12 protein-coding genes are annotated in these 18,415 nt (G+C 42.4%); 4 read left to right on the plus strand and 8 right to left on the minus strand.

Translation table 11 applies throughout. The features are described 5' to 3' along the window. Positions 1-21 precede the first annotated feature (21 nt). Complete coding sequence (locus OCV36_RS21695; protein WP_135455306.1) at positions 22-2,778, plus strand: immune inhibitor A domain-containing protein; 2,757 nt, start codon at positions 22-24, stop codon at positions 2,776-2,778. A 246-nt stretch (positions 2,779-3,024) separates the two neighbouring features. On the opposite strand, the gene OCV36_RS21700 is transcribed toward OCV36_RS21695, so the two are convergent. Further along, on the minus strand, positions 3,025-4,200 hold the full coding sequence (locus tag OCV36_RS21700) for an MFS transporter (protein ID WP_135455308.1): 1,176 nt from the start codon (positions 4,198-4,200) through the stop codon (positions 3,025-3,027). 251 nt (positions 4,201-4,451) lie between these two features. Between OCV36_RS21700 and OCV36_RS21705 the strand changes: the two genes are divergently transcribed. Next, entirely contained in the window at positions 4,452-5,342 is an 891-nt protein-coding gene (locus OCV36_RS21705) for a LysR family transcriptional regulator (protein ID WP_135455376.1), read from the plus strand. 198 nt (positions 5,343-5,540) lie between these two features. Here OCV36_RS21705 and OCV36_RS21710 read toward each other — a convergent pair whose 3' ends face one another. From OCV36_RS21710 to OCV36_RS21735, 6 genes are all read right to left on the minus strand, one after another. Beyond that, positions 5,541-10,499 (minus strand): ATP-binding protein, encoded by a 4,959-nt coding sequence (locus OCV36_RS21710; RefSeq protein WP_135455310.1) that lies wholly within the window; start codon positions 10,497-10,499, stop codon positions 5,541-5,543. Continuing rightward, positions 10,492-11,517, minus strand: coding sequence for an HD-GYP domain-containing protein (locus OCV36_RS21715; protein ID WP_135455312.1), 1,026 nt, complete (start codon positions 11,515-11,517; stop codon positions 10,492-10,494). The genes OCV36_RS21710 and OCV36_RS21715 overlap by 8 nt, the downstream gene beginning before the upstream one ends. Positions 11,518-12,007: 490 nt before the next feature. Next, on the minus strand, positions 12,008-12,772 hold the full coding sequence (locus tag OCV36_RS21720; protein ID WP_135455314.1) for an iron ABC transporter ATP-binding protein: 765 nt from the start codon (positions 12,770-12,772) through the stop codon (positions 12,008-12,010). A gap of 12 nt (positions 12,773-12,784) precedes the next feature. Next, entirely contained in the window at positions 12,785-13,735 is a 951-nt protein-coding gene (locus OCV36_RS21725; protein WP_135455316.1) for an iron chelate uptake ABC transporter family permease subunit, read from the minus strand. Beyond that, complete coding sequence (locus OCV36_RS21730) at positions 13,728-14,681, minus strand: ABC transporter permease (protein WP_135455318.1); 954 nt, start codon at positions 14,679-14,681, stop codon at positions 13,728-13,730. Before OCV36_RS21730 ends, OCV36_RS21725 begins: the two co-directional genes overlap by 8 nt. Positions 14,682-14,780: 99 nt before the next feature. Further along, positions 14,781-15,713: a siderophore ABC transporter substrate-binding protein gene (locus OCV36_RS21735; protein WP_135455320.1), complete on the minus strand. Its 933-nt coding sequence runs from the start codon at positions 15,711-15,713 to the stop codon at positions 14,781-14,783. Positions 15,714-16,874: 1,161 nt separating this feature from the next. Here OCV36_RS21735 and OCV36_RS21740 point away from each other — a divergent pair. Beyond that, positions 16,875-17,084: a hypothetical protein gene (locus OCV36_RS21740; protein ID WP_010430480.1), complete on the plus strand. Its 210-nt coding sequence runs from the start codon at positions 16,875-16,877 to the stop codon at positions 17,082-17,084. A 220-nt stretch (positions 17,085-17,304) separates the two neighbouring features. On the opposite strand, the gene OCV36_RS21745 is transcribed toward OCV36_RS21740, so the two are convergent. Continuing rightward, on the minus strand, positions 17,305-17,898 hold the full coding sequence (locus OCV36_RS21745; protein WP_135455322.1) for a hypothetical protein: 594 nt from the start codon (positions 17,896-17,898) through the stop codon (positions 17,305-17,307). 265 nt (positions 17,899-18,163) lie between these two features. On the opposite strand from OCV36_RS21745, the gene OCV36_RS21750 reads away from it, so the two are divergent. After that, a complete protein-coding gene (locus OCV36_RS21750) occupies positions 18,164-18,325 on the plus strand; it encodes a hypothetical protein (RefSeq protein ID WP_017074900.1) in 162 nt (53 codons plus the stop codon). Positions 18,326-18,415: the final 90 nt, after the last annotated feature.

Below are 18,415 nucleotides of genomic sequence, written 5' to 3' on the forward strand. Positions count from 1 at the left end.
GAAATATAAAAAGGAAATATAATGAAAATGATGAGAAAAACATTGTTGGCCTCAGCAATGCTTACTCTATTTAGCGTCAGTAGTTATGCCAAAACACCGATTGATTTAGGTGTGGTAAATGAAGACAAGCTAATTGAAATGCTAGTAAGACAAGGCTTAGTTGATCAAGATGCAACCGATGTTGCAAAACACGATGCTCTTGACCGTTACTTGAAAAATAAGATCAATGCCGGTTTTAAAGGCGATGCTCAATTCGGTAAAAAAGCGCTAGAACAACGAGCGAAAATACTGAAAGCCATCGAAAAAGGGTCTGGAGTTAAAAAAGCGAGCGTCTTTGCTTTGGAAGTAGGCACCAAGCGTACCGATAAAGTACTCGCTCTATTGGTCGATTTCCCTGATTTGAACTGGGATGACAACAAACTAACCGAAGAGCACACACAAATGCTCTACGAGAGCTACAACCCAGAACATTATCAAGAGTTGCTGTTTTCAAACTCTGGCTACACTGGGCCAAACGGCGAAAACTTAATCTCGATGCGTCAGTATTACCAAAGTGAATCGGGTGACAGTTACAGTGTTGCTGGCCAAGCTGCGGGTTGGTATCGCGCCTCTAAACCTGCGTCATTTTACGGTGGCAACTCCCCGACTACCGACAATGACCTCAACGCACAAGAATTGGTTCGTGAAGCGTTGAATCAACTGGCTCAAGATCCTAATATCAACCTAGCCGATTACGATATCGAAGATCGTTACGATTACGACGGTGACGGAAACTTCCGCGAACCCGATGGTGTGATTGATCACCTAATGGTGTTCCACGCATCTGTTGGCGAAGAAGCCGGTGGTGGCGTATTAGGCCCTGATGCTATCTGGTCTCACCGATTCAACCTTGGTCGCACTCATGTGCTTGAAGGTACCTCTAGCTCTCTTCCTGACCGCTTTGGTGGCCAATACGCAGCATTTGATTACACCATTCAGCCGATTGATGCTGCAGCCGGGGTTTGTGCTCACGAATACGGCCACGATTTAGGCTTACCTGATGAGTACGATACTCAATACACAGGCAAGGGCGAACCGGTTTCTTACTGGTCAATCATGTCTTCGGGCAGTTGGGCTGGCCAAATTGGTGGTACACAACCAACGGCATTCAGCTCTTGGGCAAAACACTTCCTACAAAAATCGATTGGCGGTCGCTGGGTTAACGATGACCAAATCTCGATTGACGACCTAGAAGACAACCCGCAAGTTTATACGCTGTTCCAAACGACAGACAACAATCGTCCGAACATGATTAAAGTGGATCTTCCGGAGAAGCAGATCGAAGGTTTAAAACCCTTTGCTGGCGAGTACTCGTTCCACTCTCAAAAAGGCGATGATCTGAAAAACAGCATGACTCGCAAGTTGGTGATTCCAATTGGTGATTCTGCTCTGCTTTCGTTCAAAACTTGGTATGAGATTGAAAAAGACTACGACTTCGCTCGCGTGCTTGTGAATGGACAAGCAATAGCTGGCAACATCACCTCAATGGATGACCCATACAATACCGGTCTCGTTCCTGCTATTGGCGGCGAATCTGGCGGGTGGATTGACGCTGAGTTTAACGTTTCACAATGGGTAGGCCAAGAAGTAGAACTGTCATTTGAGTACATCACCGATGGTGGCTTGGCGATGGAAGGCTTCTATTTGGATAACCTCGTTGTGGTTGTTGATGGTGAAGTGACCGAAATAGACGATGGTGAAAGCAACTCTACCTTTGCCCTAAATGGCTACAAGCTGAGTAATGGTTTCCACCAAGCACAACACTACTATTTGCTGCAATGGCGCAGCCATACGGATGTTGATGAAGGTCTTGCGAACATCAAACGTATGGGCCAGATCATTTCATTCGAACCGGGTCTCATTATTTGGTACGTAGATGAATCCCTCACCGACAACTGGGTAGGTAAGCACCCTGGCGAAGGTTGGTTAGGTGTTGTGGATGCTGACCAAAATGCCATGGTGTGGGCGAATTCCGGAGAAGTCGCTCAAACTCGATTCCAAGTACGTGACGCTGCATTCTCACTCAGTGATCAAGCGCCAATGCGTCTCGTCAACGGGGATAACGACGTACTAGAAGACATCAACTTAGTTGGAACGGCCAACTTCTCAGACGCCGAAGACTACACATCACCTCAAGCACCAGATTCAGGGCGCAAGTTAACAGAGTTTGGTCTTGAAGTTGAAATCCTCAACCAAAGTGAAAACAACGAATATGGTGTGGTGCGTTTATCTAAAGTAAGCCAACACAATGTTGCCCCGACTGCGAACTTTGAGCTCAATGTTGCAGGCCTGAACGTTTCCGCAAGTAACTTCAGTTCTGATCAAAACGGTGAGATCACCAGTTACCTATGGGATTTTGACAACGGTACAACAAGTAATGAAGTGGCACCAACTTGGTCTTACGAGCAAGCTGGTGAATACACAGTAAGCTTGACCGTTGTGGACGACAAAGGCGCAACCGATTCATTCAGCGCTGTTGTGAACGTTGAATCTCCAAACGCCCTTCCAGAAGCGAGTGCGAAGTACATTCACTTAGGTCGTTGGGTAACCATGTGGTCAACGAGTTCAGACAGCGATGGTCGTATTGTTGATACCGAGTGGACACTTCCAAACGGCAAGGTGAAACGAGGTCGCACATACACTTCTATCTTCCCTTCATATGGTAAGCACGAGGTGACACTGAAGATAATCGATGACCAAGGTGGGATTGCGACTAAGACAATTTTAGTCGACCTGTAAATCACCGAAGGTTTTTAAACCCAATAATAGCGATGTGGATTCTGCCATATCGACTTGAAAGCAAACTTAAGTACTGTTGTCACAGGAGATAAGCCACGACAGCAGTTTTAAGAAAACGTTATTATTTAAGCCGTAAGCAAAGCCCTACCAAATGGTAGGGCTTTTTATTGGTCTGTATTTCAAGCTTATAGATTCGTACTATCTATAAGCTTGAATTAATTGGATACTTGGCGGTTCAGAAAATCATCATACTGGCTGTTTTTGAAGACGTGATTTACGGGCGCTGAACGCGAACAAGATAATAACAGCTAACACGAAGGGTAATACGTAGATATTGAGGTTCTGCCACCCTGCGGTCGATTCTTGCCAACCAGAAAGCAATGCCGTAAAGGTGACACAACCGAAGACAATGAACTCATTGAATGCTTGAGCTTTGGCTTTATTCTGTGATTGGTAAGACTGACTAAACAAACCCATGGCCGCAATAAACATAAAGTTCCACCCTACACCAAGCACAACCAAAGCCGCCCTAAAGTGCCAAATCGATACGCCATGGATATTGATGGCAATGCTCACCACAAATAACACACCACCCGCCAATATCATCATTCTTGAGCCGAACTTCTCGATGAGGGAACCCGTAAAGAACGCTGGTAAAAACATACCTAACACATGCCACTCAATTACGCCGGCAGCCTTGGTGAAATCAAAACCACAGCCGATCATCGCTAAAGGTGTTGCTGTCATCAGGATATTCATTACTGCGTAAGCAACCATGGCAGCAAACACAGCGACAATAAAGTTGGGTGCTTTCACTATCACACTTAAGGGATCAGCTTTTGGAGCCTGACTATTAAAAGAGACTTTAGGAAACTGGATGGTTTGTAAGATAATCAGAGCGAGAATATTTAAGCCAATTAACGAGGCGAACGCCCCAATGTACAAACCATCTTCTGACCACTGCTGGGACATAATCGCCAAATTTGGGCCCAATACTGCAGCTAAAACGCCACCAGCCATTGAGATAGAAATTGCTCGATGACGAGCATTTTCGTCACACACTTCAATCGCAGCAAAGCGATAAAGCGTACCAAATCCGATACCTATCCCAAGTAAAAACGTGGCAAAACAAAACAGATAGAAATGCTGCTGAGACAATGCGTAAGTTGCAAGGCTAGCACCGGAAATACCCACCACATTACCAATGCTAAATCCTCTCTTTCGACCTAGCTTGCCTGAAATTAAAGACGCAGGAATGGTGGCTGCCATCAAACCTAAAAACTGCAGCGCAACTGGCAAAGTAATCATACTGGCACTTGGCGCGATCTGTTTGCCTATCAAACCAATCACCGAGATCAACAATATGTTACCCGTCATCAGTAAGGCCTGACACAGTGAGAGCAGCCAAACATTTCTATTCATCTTCGTTCCTAAATATGAGCATAGTGGGTCAATAGACCAAATATTCAACAAAGTCGCAACACTTTGTTACTCGATAAATCAACTAACGCTCGTATCGGGGTATTAATCGCGTCGCGTTCGATTTGCATTAGGTAACCGCGATTTCAATGGAATCGTCTTTTAGAGTTGAAATTATCATTACTTCAGAGAATAATAATTTTTCGTTATTTATACTTTTTGTTATTTATAATCTTGGGAATTTGGAAATGAGTATGATTAATCCGCTTTGGCTCAATACGTTTAAGACTTTGGTTGAAGTGGGTCATTTCACCCAAACAGCAGAAAAGTTGTACATGACGCAACCTGGAGTAAGTCAACATATCAAAAAGCTTGAGCAAGCTTGCGATTGTGACCTTTTGTCTAGAGAAAATAAGAGCTTCGAACTAACCGAGCAAGGTCGCATTATGTATCGCTATGCTCTTAAACTGGAAAAAGACCAAGAAGATCTTTTTGAATCTCTGAGTTTTGATAACCCTTATTCAGGGCAATGTAACCTTTCGTGCTCTGGGTCTTTATCTCTGCGTCTTTATCCAAAGCTTCTTGAATTGCAGCACCAACACCGTGAATTAAGCATTAACCTAGAAGCGGCCCCAAACAAAAAAATATTGAATGACTTACTTGAAGGCACAACCGATATCGGCATAGTGAGGCATTCTCCAAACGACAGTTATTACCAGAGCCAAGTCATCGGTAATGAAGCGTTGTGTTTAATCGTCCATCAAAATCATGCTGATTTGGAGATAACGCCAGAAGTGCTGCATGACATTGGATTGATTGCGCATCCAGATTCTGCCCACTATCTGTCTTTGTATTTCGACTTATGCGGAGACAAAGATTTGGCGAACATCAACATCAACGAAATACCAAAGTCTGGTTATATCAATCAGCTTCACCAGATATTGCTACCAGTATCAAAAGGATTAGGCTTTACGGTCTTGCCCGCCGGAGCCGTTGAGCACTTCCCAGGCAGAGATCAGCTGCACGTTGTACCACCTAAGGTAAAAGTAGAAGAGACGCTGTATTTGGTTCAGAAGAGGAACCGAAAACTGCCGCACCGATACGATACTGTCATTGACCTAATCAAACAAAACGTCAGCAATTAGGTTTTCTTATTGGCTTGTTTAGACCCTTTAGCTACATTCGCCCTTTTAATTACATTGGACCTTTAAACACATTGGCCTCTTTAATTACATTGGGCCCTTTAAACACATTGCACCTTCAAAAGCATTAAACCCTTTAACTACGATAGTTAAAGGGTTTAAGTTTTTGAGTGCTGATGTGAATTAATACCGATGATGTGATTATTGATAACTTCGAATTACGTCAGTTGCACGCTCGAAGTCATAGCCCTCCAACGCACGTTGCACCTCTTTGAGTTCGATAGAGTTTGGATGCAAAACAATCAACTCAGATACATATTGCGCCGCTTCGTTATCATAGGCTTTGAGTAGCGCGAGTAGCTGCACTCTTTGTTCCTCTGTCACCGTTGACGTCAAAGCACTTGAATCGACAATTTCTGTTGTATGTGATTTATCAAATTGGTCTTCAATCGCCTTAATGAGCTCAATTAAACCAAGCTTACCTTCTTGGAGATCGAACTCATGACACTCGTGCTCATGGGCTTTTCTTTCTAAACCACCAAGTAAATCAGTTAATCGTAATCCGCCAATCGATGCGGCCATGCTTTTCAAGGTATGTAGATTGCGCTCTAGAACGATCCATTCATCTTGGTCCAAACTCTCAAAGGCCTCAGCCATGATCTTTGGTGCACTACTGTCGAACTTTCTAAGCAGTTTATCTTGTAGTTCAATGTCAGATTGAGTGAGTTGGTCAAAACGCTGTTGCGAAAACACAGGAGAAGCGACAATATTGTTGAGGGTAAGATTGTCGAGGGTGAGATTGTCGAGGGTGAGATTGCCATCGCTCTCAGCTAGACTCACCACTTGCTCCGTTAAAGGTGCCGTTTTTCCTTCTACCATAACCTCTGGCACGATGTACTTGATAAGCAAAGAGGTCGCTTTATCAATGATTATCGGCTTATCTAAGAAATCCGTTACCCCTGCGTCTCTTGCTCTCTGTTTTGCATCAGCGAATACATTGGCCGACATCGCAATGATAGGCACTTGCGTATCAAACTCTCTAATTTTTCGTGTCGCTTCGAAGCCATCCATAATCGGCATTTGAAGGTCCATAAAAATCATTTCGTAATCGTTAGTTTGAGCTAACGCCACGGCTTCTTCGCCATTTTCGGCTAGATCAGCCTTCAATTTAGCACGACTAAAATATGCCAGAGCTAAATCTTGGTTCAGCTCGTTGTCTTCAACCAACAATACCCTTTGTCCTTTAAACTCAATATGATAATCCAGTTTAAGTTCCTGCGACTTAAAGTCCGCGAGTTCCTCTGTGTTCGATCGAGGTAACGTCAAAGGGAAAGAGAACTCACTGCCCTGTCCCAATATGCTCACTACTGAAATTTCACTGCCCATGGCTTGTACAAGCTTTTGACTGATATTAAGCCCTAAACCTGTGCCACCAAACCTACGTGTGGTGGTACTGTCTGCCTGGCTAAACGCTTGAAATAGTTTATGTCGGTTCTCTTCTGATATGCCTATCCCAGTATCCGAAACAATGATCTTCATGCTCACACTGTTCTCGTCAGATTTGACCAGTTCAACGGCTAAGGTTACTTGCCCGTGCTCTGTAAATTTAATGGCATTACCAATAAGGTTCAGGATTACCTGAAATAGCCTCAATGGGTCACCAAGCATTGGCGTCTCTAGTTCCGGTGCAATCGACATTGATAAATTCAGCTGCTTTTCGATTGCTTTCGACTCCATCAACTCAATCACATCTTTGAATGTCGTTACAGGATCAAATGGAATACTATCAATAACAAGTTGCCCTGCTTCTATCTTTGAAAAATCAAGAATATCGTTGATGATAGTTAATAATGAATGACCCGAACGATGCACTTTCTCAATATAATTTCGAGCAACCGGGTTAGATATTTCCCCAATCGCTAGATAAGATAAGCCAATAATCGCGTTCATCGGCGTTCTTATTTCATGGCTCATGTTAGCTAAGAATTCAGATTTGGCCTGGCTCGCCAAATCTACTCTCTTTTTCTCTTCTTCTAGTTGTTCATTTAGGCGTTTCATTTCTGAAATATCAAAAGCCCAAAATAGAGTCGCGACTTCCCCATCAAGCTCGAGTAGGTAGTAACTAACAAGGGCGACAAAACGACTGCCATCAAATTTCCGAAGCACTAACTCCCTATTCACAACCTTACCGTTAAGACTCAGTTCTTTATACAAATCATCACGATCGGATAAAGTGTTATAAACGACTTCAACATCAATAGAAGAGAGATCTCTTCGTTCTACTCCAAAAAGGCGTTTCGCCGTATCATTCGCATAACGAACTTGTTCGTCGACAATAACACTCGCTGCTATCGGGGACGTGTTCAAAATGTTGTAAAGCTGATTTTGTGCTTTACGAAGTGCTGCGGTAGCGTTATTAGCAATAGTGATTTGCTTAGATAATTTTCTATTCCAAAATACAATCAACAGCACTATCACCACGGAAAATACCGAGATGGTATAAACGAGTTGGTAATCAACTTTTTCAATTGCTTTAGGTGCCGCCCATTTAGCGGATATTTTTTGGTGGTCTTCTGCAGATATACTTCCTATTGCTTTGTTAACAATAGACAGTAATAACGGCTCTGATTTAATGACGTGTAAGGTCGGCGACAAAAAGAAATCCAATCGACCAATAATTCCGATACCTCGATAACCAAATGAATTGATCAAATAATTCAACACATCGACAGTATCAATAAATCCATCGAGCTCACCAGATTCAACTCGATCCAACCCTTCTTTGGTGGATTCGACAAGATCCCATTCAATATTTGGGTAACTTTCAACAATGGCTTCGGTATTAGCACCACTGGCTAATATTCCAAGCTTCCAGCCTTGAGCCTCTTTAAGCACAATACTATTTACATCACGTCTTGAAGCTATCGCGAGGCGGCTAGAAAATAGCGCTTTTGCTGGTTTTACACTTTCGCCTAGTGAGCGATTCTCAACCGCAGCTGACACTAAATGTACTCGTCGATGATCAACGAGGCGACGAGTTTCTTGCCAACTTTCAACGTCGACATGACTAAGGCGCAGTCCGGTTTTTTGTTCAATTAACTTGAGGTAATCATCAATCATCCCTATATATTCATCCTTGTTTGACAAGGCTTCATAAGGTAATGAGTTTGGGTCGATACCTATCTTTAGTTCGGGATGGTCTTTGATCCATTGACGCTCTTTCTGACTTAAATTAAGAAGTTCACCAGTCAGGCTGTTCGATTGGTAAACATCAGAAATATAACGCTGAGCTCCTTCACCAAACGATTCAAATTGGTCAATCGAAGGGAAATACACATAATTACTCTCAACCGAATTGACATCAAAATAAAATGTCATGAAGCCCGCATTTATACTTCCTGTTTGCGTTTTATAACCAGCGCCTTTGGTAACAGATGATAATTCAGACGTATTCTTTTTACTCAATGAAGAATCTAATACTTCGCCTAAATACCAAGATTCAATAGGTCTTTTATTATTATCCGCTTGAGCAGAAATAACCTTAAAGGTGTGCTCAGCATCGAATATATCAAAGATCTCAGGGAGTTCTTCGAAGCGGTCATTCACAATAAAGTAAGCGGAGATTTGAGCGATAATATCGGCTTTTCTAAGTACAGAAGTAAGATCATTCTTAACTTGGGTTTCAAGTATCTGTTCAAACTCATCATCAGTTTGCTTTAAATATTTAATCGCTTCGTTAAAACTGTCTCTTAACTTGGGCGTTCTAAAATCAACATAAATTGGATAGTCGACTTTAAAATCTTCGTGTAGTTCGATTTCACGCATTTCAATGAAACGAGTATTTGTCACAAACCATCTTAATACCCGTTTTTCGACCATTAACAAGTCAACATTTTGTGCTCGTAGTTGAGAAAATGCAGACTCTAAGCTATCAATATCTTCAATTCGATCGATGCTCACCTTATCTTTAAGTAGTTCGACAGAATTTTTTATTGGTGATGTTTCATCGAATAACAAAGCACCTAAAGATAGTTTCTTGGCAGATTTGAGGTTCAAGTTACGTCTTTTTAACGAAACTGGCACGAACTCAACATCCATGACTTTGTCACTCAAAAAGTGCACTGAAGAACCGTCAGCCTGTATCCCTGAGACAAAAGATATCGAACTATTGTTATCGATGGCTTGTTTCGCAGCACTGCGAGGTAACGTGACAACGTCACCCAGCCGATAGCCCATATTGTTTAGAGCCCTTTGCATAATGTCGTGTTCGATACCGACAGAAGTGCTATCCGGGTACATATATGGTGGATTACCAAAACCAAACACCCCTTTAACTGGAGTCCGGTAGGGTGAATCTTTTAACCAATGCGATAGAATCCGGTTTTTCTTCCCAATATCAAACGTTGCGATTTGTTGGTTTAACAAAGCAAGCAATTCGGTGTCTTTAGTTCGAACAACCATTGAAGCTTCTATGTATTTCCAGCGGTCGAGAACGTAATTGACCGCTAAACTGTATACACCACTCTTGTGAGCAAGATTTAATGTCGTAACGGGCTCGGCGAGCATCCCATCGACTGAACCATCTTCCAATGCGCGAATAGCATCAATCGCAGTATCAAATTGGACTCTTTCGATTGAGCTCAGTTGTACCCCCGACTTTTCTAGATCGATACTATCTTGAACCATGGCGATACGCCGCCTATCGGACTGCTCAATGTTGTCGGTAGTAGGGTCGTCGGTAGGAAGAATCACCGCAATTTGGTAAGGGATGTAAGGATTAGTAGCGAGAAATCGCCCACCTTCGCTCGGATCAAACTGTTGGAAAAGGAAAACGTCTCCTTTCCCATCAAGTAGTGCCTGTTTCGCGTCAGAATTAGAATTTACGCTTATAAAGTCCGTTTCAATTCCATAATTAAGTTCAAACTCGTTCGCCCAATCCCGAATGATACCGGACACCTCCCCTCTATCATCAATAAACGAATAAGGGTAATGACTAGAAAGCGCAATAAATGTCACCGTAGGTTTGCCTGCCAACCATAGGGTTAAGTCATCTTCACTGACACTCTCAGCGTTTGCATGCGACAAACCAATGAAAAGAAATAACAAACTAGAAATGAGTCTAAAACACGGCTTAATCCATATGGCAAAGCGCTTATTCATCTTTGAATTTCTCTTTAATCGCGAGTATTTCGGGCAAGTTCACGAGAAACAAATCGACTATTGTCGGGTCAAAGTGTTTGCCTTTTTGCTCAGTAATTAAAGAAAGTGCCTCTTCGATGCTCCACGCTTTTTTGTAAGGCCTTTCTGCCGTAAGCGCATCAAAAACATCAGCGACAGCCGCAATTCTACCGACCAAAGGTATAGCTTCACCCGCTATCTGATTTGGATAGCCACTGCCATCCCATTTCTCATGGTGATACTGTGCTACTTGGGTTGCCATTCGCATCAACTTTGAGTCGCTCTGCCTACCGAGTATTTCAACGCCATATTCGACGTGCTTTTGCATAATCGTCCACTCATCAGCATCTAATTTACCCGGCTTCAGTAACACACTATCAGGAATACCAATTTTCCCAATATCATGCATGGGTGCCGCATCACGCAAGGTCTCTGCATCTTCGTGAGTCATACCCAATGCTTTGGCTAATATTTCACAATAATGACTCATGCGCATGACGTGCATACCTGTTTCATTGTCTTTAAATTCAGCCGCTCTACCCAATATATTCAGCGTTTCGAGCTTACCTATGTTGATCTCTTTCGTTTTCTCTTTGACTTGACCAAACAACGCACGTTGTTGGTCATAAAGTGCGATATGGGTTTTCACACGCTGTAGTGCAATCTCTGGCGTAATAGGCTTAGTGAGATAGTCAACAGCCCCTAAGGCAAGTCCTTTCACTTCGGCTTCTGGCCCTATCTTAGCGGTCACAAATATGATCGGAATATGCTCAGTGTTAGGTTGAGCTTTTAATTGACGGCACACTTCATAGCCATCGATATCAGGCATCATAATATCAAGGAGAATAAGGTCGGGTTGCGGTACCATTTTCGCAATCTTGATCCCTATCGTACCGTTAATTGCCACCTTCACTTGATAGGTATCTTTGAGTATTGCAGTTAACACATCCAAGTTACTTGGGGTGTCATCTACGACTAACACTATAGGTTTACGACTCATTGACACCTCGTATAAAAATCAAACAGTTATAAACATAGTGTAGATGGCTTTTCGCACCACTCAACATGAAAATGACAAATGGTTGTTAAAAATCAAGGGTAGATCTTCGACTGACATCAAACTAACGATGAGTACAGCTTGATGTCAAAAACTCGACGTAAAATCTTTATGCGACTTATCTCGTAATACACGTATTCTCAGGGATTAGGTTTAAACATACCTTGGTACTTGGGGTAACCATTCTCGGCGTGTTATTAGATATCTCACGACGCTCCCGACGATATCGGATAAATTAGGGCAATGAATCAAAACGAGTAAGAAGCTAAGGTAGTAAGAGGCAAAGACAACAAGAAACAAAAAGAGCTCCACATTGGGAGCTCATTCGTTTGAGTATTCGGTAGGGGTAAGATTAATCTTAGGAGCTAGAACTGATCCGAGCCAATAGAATTGACGACCAGACCAGTAGAACTAATGACCTGGGCAATTGAAATTAACGACCTGAGTAATACATACAGATTCGAACACCATCGAACTCACGAATCTCAAACGGGATCTCGTAGATCGATTCCATTACAGTCTTTTCAACCACCTCTGATACCTTGCCCGACTTCACCACTTGGCCTTTTTTCATCGCGACAATGTTATCTGAGTAACACGAAGCAAAGTTGATGTCGTGAATAACGATAACGACCGCTTTATTAAACTCATGTGCTAAGCGACGAAGCGTCTGCATGATTTCAACAGAGTGTTTGATATCAAGGTTATTCAAAGGCTCATCTAAGAACACATAGTCGGTATCTTGCGCCACAACCATTGCGATGAACGCCATTTGACGCTGACCGCCACTGAGCTCATCAAGGTATTTGTTTTGAATATCGGTGATACCCAAGTGTTCTAACGCCGTATCGACGACTTTATGATCTTCGTCTTTCAAACGACCTTGAGAATGTGGGAAACGGCCAAAGCACACCAACTCACGAATCGTAAAGCGCATATTGATGTTGTTTGACTGTCTTAACACCGCAAGATGCTTGGCCAGTTCTTTGGTATCCCACTCAGCCAGTAACTTATCACCAATGATCACTTCACCGGCATCACTCTCTGTTAAGCGGCTTGCCATTGAAAGCAGCGTACTTTTACCCGCACCATTTGGGCCAATGATAGAAGTTACTTCGCCTTTCGGGAACATGGCACTGGCATCATCCACCACGAGTGATTTGCCATACTTCTTAGTTAAACCTGTTAATTTAATCACTACTTACTACCTTTACTGAATTCTGGTGCGTAACAACAAGAACATAAAATACAAACCGCCGACCAAGTTAATGATCACACTCACTGTGGTTTCAAACGCCATTACTTTTTCGATGAACCATTGGCCAGAAACGAGCAGAACCACCGCTAATAAACTACTTGCGATGATAAGAGTGCGGTGCTGATAAGAGCTGAATATCTGACGAGCCAAGCTCACGGTGATTAAACCGAAGAAAAGTACCGGGCCAACCAAGGCAGTTGATACCGCGACCATCACCGACACAATCACCAAGGTAATTTGAGTCAGTCGCTTGGTGTTCACACCCAGACTTGTCGCGTTATCCACGCCGAGCCAAAGTACATCAAGCTTAGGAGCCAACGTCCATAACCCCAACAAGCTCAAACCCAGTGGAATAATGCTGAGATATACCAGCTCACCTTTCACATTGTTGAAGCTTGCGAACATCACATTCTGCAGCACCGCAAACTCGTTCGGGTCTATCAACATCGCTAGGAAATTAGACAAACTCGAGAACACGCTACCACACACAATACCAATCAGCAGCAGTGTAAATACGTTGTTTCGCTTGCTCTTAAAGTAGAAATGGAACAGAGCAAAGGAGAACAAGATCATCACAGACACAGACAATGAGAAGTTTGCAATTGAATCAATTACCCAGAAGCTCGTACTGCCAAACACAAACAGAAGCACTGTTTGAACCAACATGTACAAACTGTCAAAGCCCAAAATGGAAGGCGTTAGAATTCTATTATTGGTGATGGTTTGGAAAACCAATGATGACGCCGAAATAGCCACCGCAGCTAATACAATCGACAACAGTTTTGGCATTCGTAAAGACAAGAAGAACTCATAGTTATCCCACGTAAGTCCCTGCCCCACAAATACTGCCGCCATACACAAAGACGCGATGGTCAGAATCGCAATTTTTACTGAATCACGCATTCGACTTGTCTCTCATGATTAGGTAGATAAAAATCAAGCCACCAAAGATGCTGATTACCATCGAGATTGGGATCTCATAAGGGAAAATGATGACGCGAGCTAACAAGTCACAAGCCAATACTAAAATAACGCCCCAGTAAGCCGTCCAAGGTAAGATCTTCTTCATGTTGTCGCCCATCATCAGCGAAACAATATTCGGCACAATTAAACCAAGGAATGGGATAACGCCGACGATCATCACTACAGAAGAAGCACAGATAGCGACTAGTGCAACACCAATGAAAACGATCTTCTGGTAATTCAAGCCGATGTTTTTCGCGAAGCTTTCGCCAATGCTAGCCGCACTGAACTGACTCGCGAAGTAGTAAGCCAACACGCAAGCAGGAACCGCAAGATAAAGAATTTCATAGCTGCCCTGCAACACGCTCGCAAAGTTCGCCATCGTCCATGCCGACATGGTTTGTACCAAGTCATACTTGTAAGCGATAAACGTCGTCAGCGCCGAAACCACGTTGCCATACATGATGCCAATCAAAGGCACTAGAACCGCGTTCTTAAACTTGAGGTGCTGTAGGAAGCGAACCAATAGCATGGTGCCGAACACCGCGAACGCGAAGATAAAGCCTAAGTAGCTCCATTGCGCGGCGTTACCCAGAACCAGAATACCGACGATATAACCCAACATCGCACAGTCAATGGTGCCCATTGTTGAAGGCGCGGCAAACTTGTTCTGCACTATCTGTTGCATGATGAGGCCAGAGACACTCAAGCCTGCGCCAGCAAGAATAATAGCGAACAGTCGAGGGATCCGACTAACAATATAAATAGAGTTGGCGTGTTGGTTGCCATTGAAGAAGTCGCTAAAACTGATGTCAGCAACTCCAATCATCAATGACGCAACGCATAACACAACAAGAAATACAGCAGCTGTAATGGGTTTCAACATAGAAAGAATACTAAAGATAAGTCTCGGATAGCCCGTATGAAAAGTGAAAAAGGGCTTATAAGAACACGCTTATAAGCCCGAAAATCTGATTATTGGTTACTATTGAATCGTACGTTCAATATCACCAAGCATTCTGTGAATCGCTGTCACGCCGCCACCAGCCAAATACCAAGCACTTGAATCAAGGTAAACGATATTACCTTGTTGTGCTGCGGGCGTTGCCGCTACTAATGGGTTATCAAACAGTTGTGGCGCACGACCTTCTGACTTACCAATCGCTTTCTCACGGTCTAGGATGTAAAGCACTTCAGGTTTTGCATCAGCAATGTATTCGAAAGAGATCAGGTTGCCGTGCGTGCCTTTAATTGGGGCCACTGTTGCACTCTTTGATTCAACGTAACCGAAGTCGTCAAAGATGATAGAGAAGCGACTGCCTTTGTTGAACATCGCAATGTTGTTGCCGTTGTTCATTAGCATCATTGCTGAAGTTTCGTCAGACGCTACTTTGTCATTTACCGCGGTAATCGAAGTTTGAGTCTCTTTGATGATAGCTTCAACTTCTGCTTGCTTACCAAAGATATCGCCTAGCGCTCGCCAGTTTTGTTGAGCATCAGCCCAGTACTTATCGCCTTCGATAGAGAACATGATCGTCGGAGCAATTTGTGCCAGCTTGTCATAAACCTTAAGCATGCGGTTTTCCGCGATGATGACATCAGGCTTCAACATGTAGATAGCTTCAAAGTCAGGTTCGCTCAACGAACCAGTATTTGTGGTCGTTTCTTTGTATGACGAGAGGTAGTCAGGCATTAAGCTGTGAGGTGCGCCTACTGGTTTCACGCCTATTTGATCAAGTACATCCAGGCTACCAAAGCCAAGAACGACCACACGTTGTGGTACTTCAGTAAATTGCGCTGTGCCTTTTACGTGTTCAATTGTCACGGTTTTCGCTTGAGCGGTTATCATAAATGATGATGCAAGAACGATGGCAAGCCCGCTCAATAACTGGCGGACTGAATTGATTATTTTCTTCATGTTTCTTCCTTTGCCATTGAGACAAACCACCACTCATGACAATGAAAGTCAGATTACTTATAGATAAGCATGGGGCGTACACAACGGCTAAATAACGAAAATTTAAAGTCTGTCATTGAATTGACAACAAACTTGTAACGCAAGTGATAATTATTATCAATTATATTTGCACTAAATTCGTCGGACAACAACTTTCTTATTCAGAAACGCTAAAGTGAGTATTCATTTTTTGTTAGAACAGGCGGATGACTTTCAGAATTTCACAATATAGACCCTTGTTTTGAAAACTCTCAGGGGAAAGGCGAGCTCGACTCAAGTCAGATGAAATTCAAAAATTGCACGGAGTTTGGTTCGCTCTGAACTGAAACGCCCAAGCTAAAATCAAAATAGAGGAATGTGGAACATAGATAAATTTAGAAGCGTAGATGCGTAGATACCGTTGTATTCGTGCTTTTTAGAAATGAAGACCGGATTGAAAAATAGCAAATCATTATCTTAATCAAAGAGTAAGCTCGACTGACGATCCATAATCAATCAACAAGAAGAAGAAGAACCATAGCCTAGGTTCCACAACACAACTTCTAACGCTTCCCCAAAAAATACAATTCCTAATTTACAATGTAAATATACTATATAACAGACAGTTAAATTCAATATTTCATATAAAAATAGGCCATATATTAAGCAAGAATGACTTTAATAAGCACTGTGGAAAACCCATAAAATGAAGCTATTAACTCCTCTCCCTGCGCTCGTTTAAACCTCAATAAGTGACGGCTATTTATTCGAAATTATTTTGAATTGAATTGAATATGGGGTTGCAATTTAAAAAACTAGGCGTATAGTTCGCCACCTGGCTCTAATCTATAGAGCTGTTAATGCTAAAGTAAGTCCAAGTTCCACAAAGACAGTTCTCGATTCCTCGTTACACCATCTCTGCGTCAGCTTTCACTCAGATAGTCATTCAATAGCTTTTAAAACAGATCCCATTACCGTTTCTATTCGTCATTTGCTTTCTTTTTAGCGAATCCACAATAGTTCGACGACTTAAATATAAATGTAATAAACACAAGGCACAGTTATGTCACGCAGAACAACACGACAAACCCATTGGTACCAATTATCACGCGACAAATCAGTCAATAAACTAAAAGGTAATAAATGCTCACGATTAAAATAGACTTACACAAAGAAGAAATTTCTTGGGTCACCGAGATACGACAGCTCAATAGCGATATACTCCACCGCCACATATTGCCCAAGCTACAGCACAACAGTTATCTCATCGACTTTGAATTTAATGAACGAGACAGCATCGGAACTATCGTTTCAGGCAACGGAAACACCCTAGGACATTTCACACTCCTATAGCATTTCCCAAAGGCTACAAAAAGAAACACCGCCTAGTTCCAAAGATATAAAAGATGTCGCTCTAGCAGAACGAAATAGAGTCGAAATAGAACAATTCAGAAACCTAGCCCTTTTTGCATTTCACACGCGGCTAACGCTAGCTAGGTTATCGTGCTTCTATTGAAACCAACTTATATCGAACTCTGAATCACCAATGAGTCATTATCAGTGCATTCATGGACTAATAAGTTAACGGCATCGACCTTAACTTCTGATCCAAAGTATATAAGTGTTCTGCAGCTTGCATGTGTTGAGGGTAATCACTGAACTTCTCGCGATTTTCCTCATTCATCTTACATGTCTCATCCACCAGCATCAATTTCCAATACAGCTTTGTTGTATGCAGCATAGCAAGCAGCGGCTTAAACACCTCTTTCTCATAAGCTTGAATCAACTCTTCAATCAACTCATTACGTTGGTCTTCACTTGTGATTGGGCTATTAGTTGCCGACACTACTTTTTGATATTTCAGGTTGAGTTGAAGCTTATCCATCACTGTTTGATTATCTTCAGCCATCTCGACAAGCTTTGACTTGATGATATTCAACCAATTCGCTTGGCTAAGAACCGTATCATCAACACTCGTAAAGTCTTCTCGAATTTGGCGTTCAACGTCTTTTTGAGCTTTCTTTAAAACACCACGCACCTTTTGAAAAGGCAGCTGAAATTCCTTACTTAGCTCGATAATCAGTTTATGAAAACCACCATTTGGCAGGTGTAAGTTTTCCTTAAACGTGACTATTGCAGCTTCTTGTTGATGTGTAAGGTTGCTCATTCTTTTTCCTATTCTTTATCACTCACGGTGCTGACCGGTGATCATACCATTATTGACGATGATTTCTCGGTAACTTGATGAGTTACACCTAGGTACACGCTTAAATTTTCTCAAGGCATTCTCTTTTGGCTAATTTCTAAGCCATATGGCACTAAATGGTAAGTCTCTCTCGATGAATATTCGTACATTAGTCGCACAGGGGATAGAGCCAGACAGGAGTCATGACTTACATATGAAAGATAACAGTGAGAATTGAGAGAACTACATGACCTATTCAGAATACAAAGAATCCGATCTACATAAGTGCGTGAGCATTGCAACAGATGCAATGGTTTCAATCACCAAGTTTGCCTTTAAAGCCACAACCCTTTTATTCCGATTTTTCCGCTGGCTTGCAGTGAAGACTTATACCTATGTGATGAAATAGTTACGTCGTTACATAGCGAGTTCAAGTTCATTAAACAACTAGCCAATGAACCAACTCTGTATTGGAGTTATTGTTTTCATTACGATTTAT

This window comes from Vibrio echinoideorum (assembly GCF_024347455.1).
Lineage (GTDB): Bacteria > Pseudomonadota > Gammaproteobacteria > Enterobacterales > Vibrionaceae > Vibrio > Vibrio echinoideorum.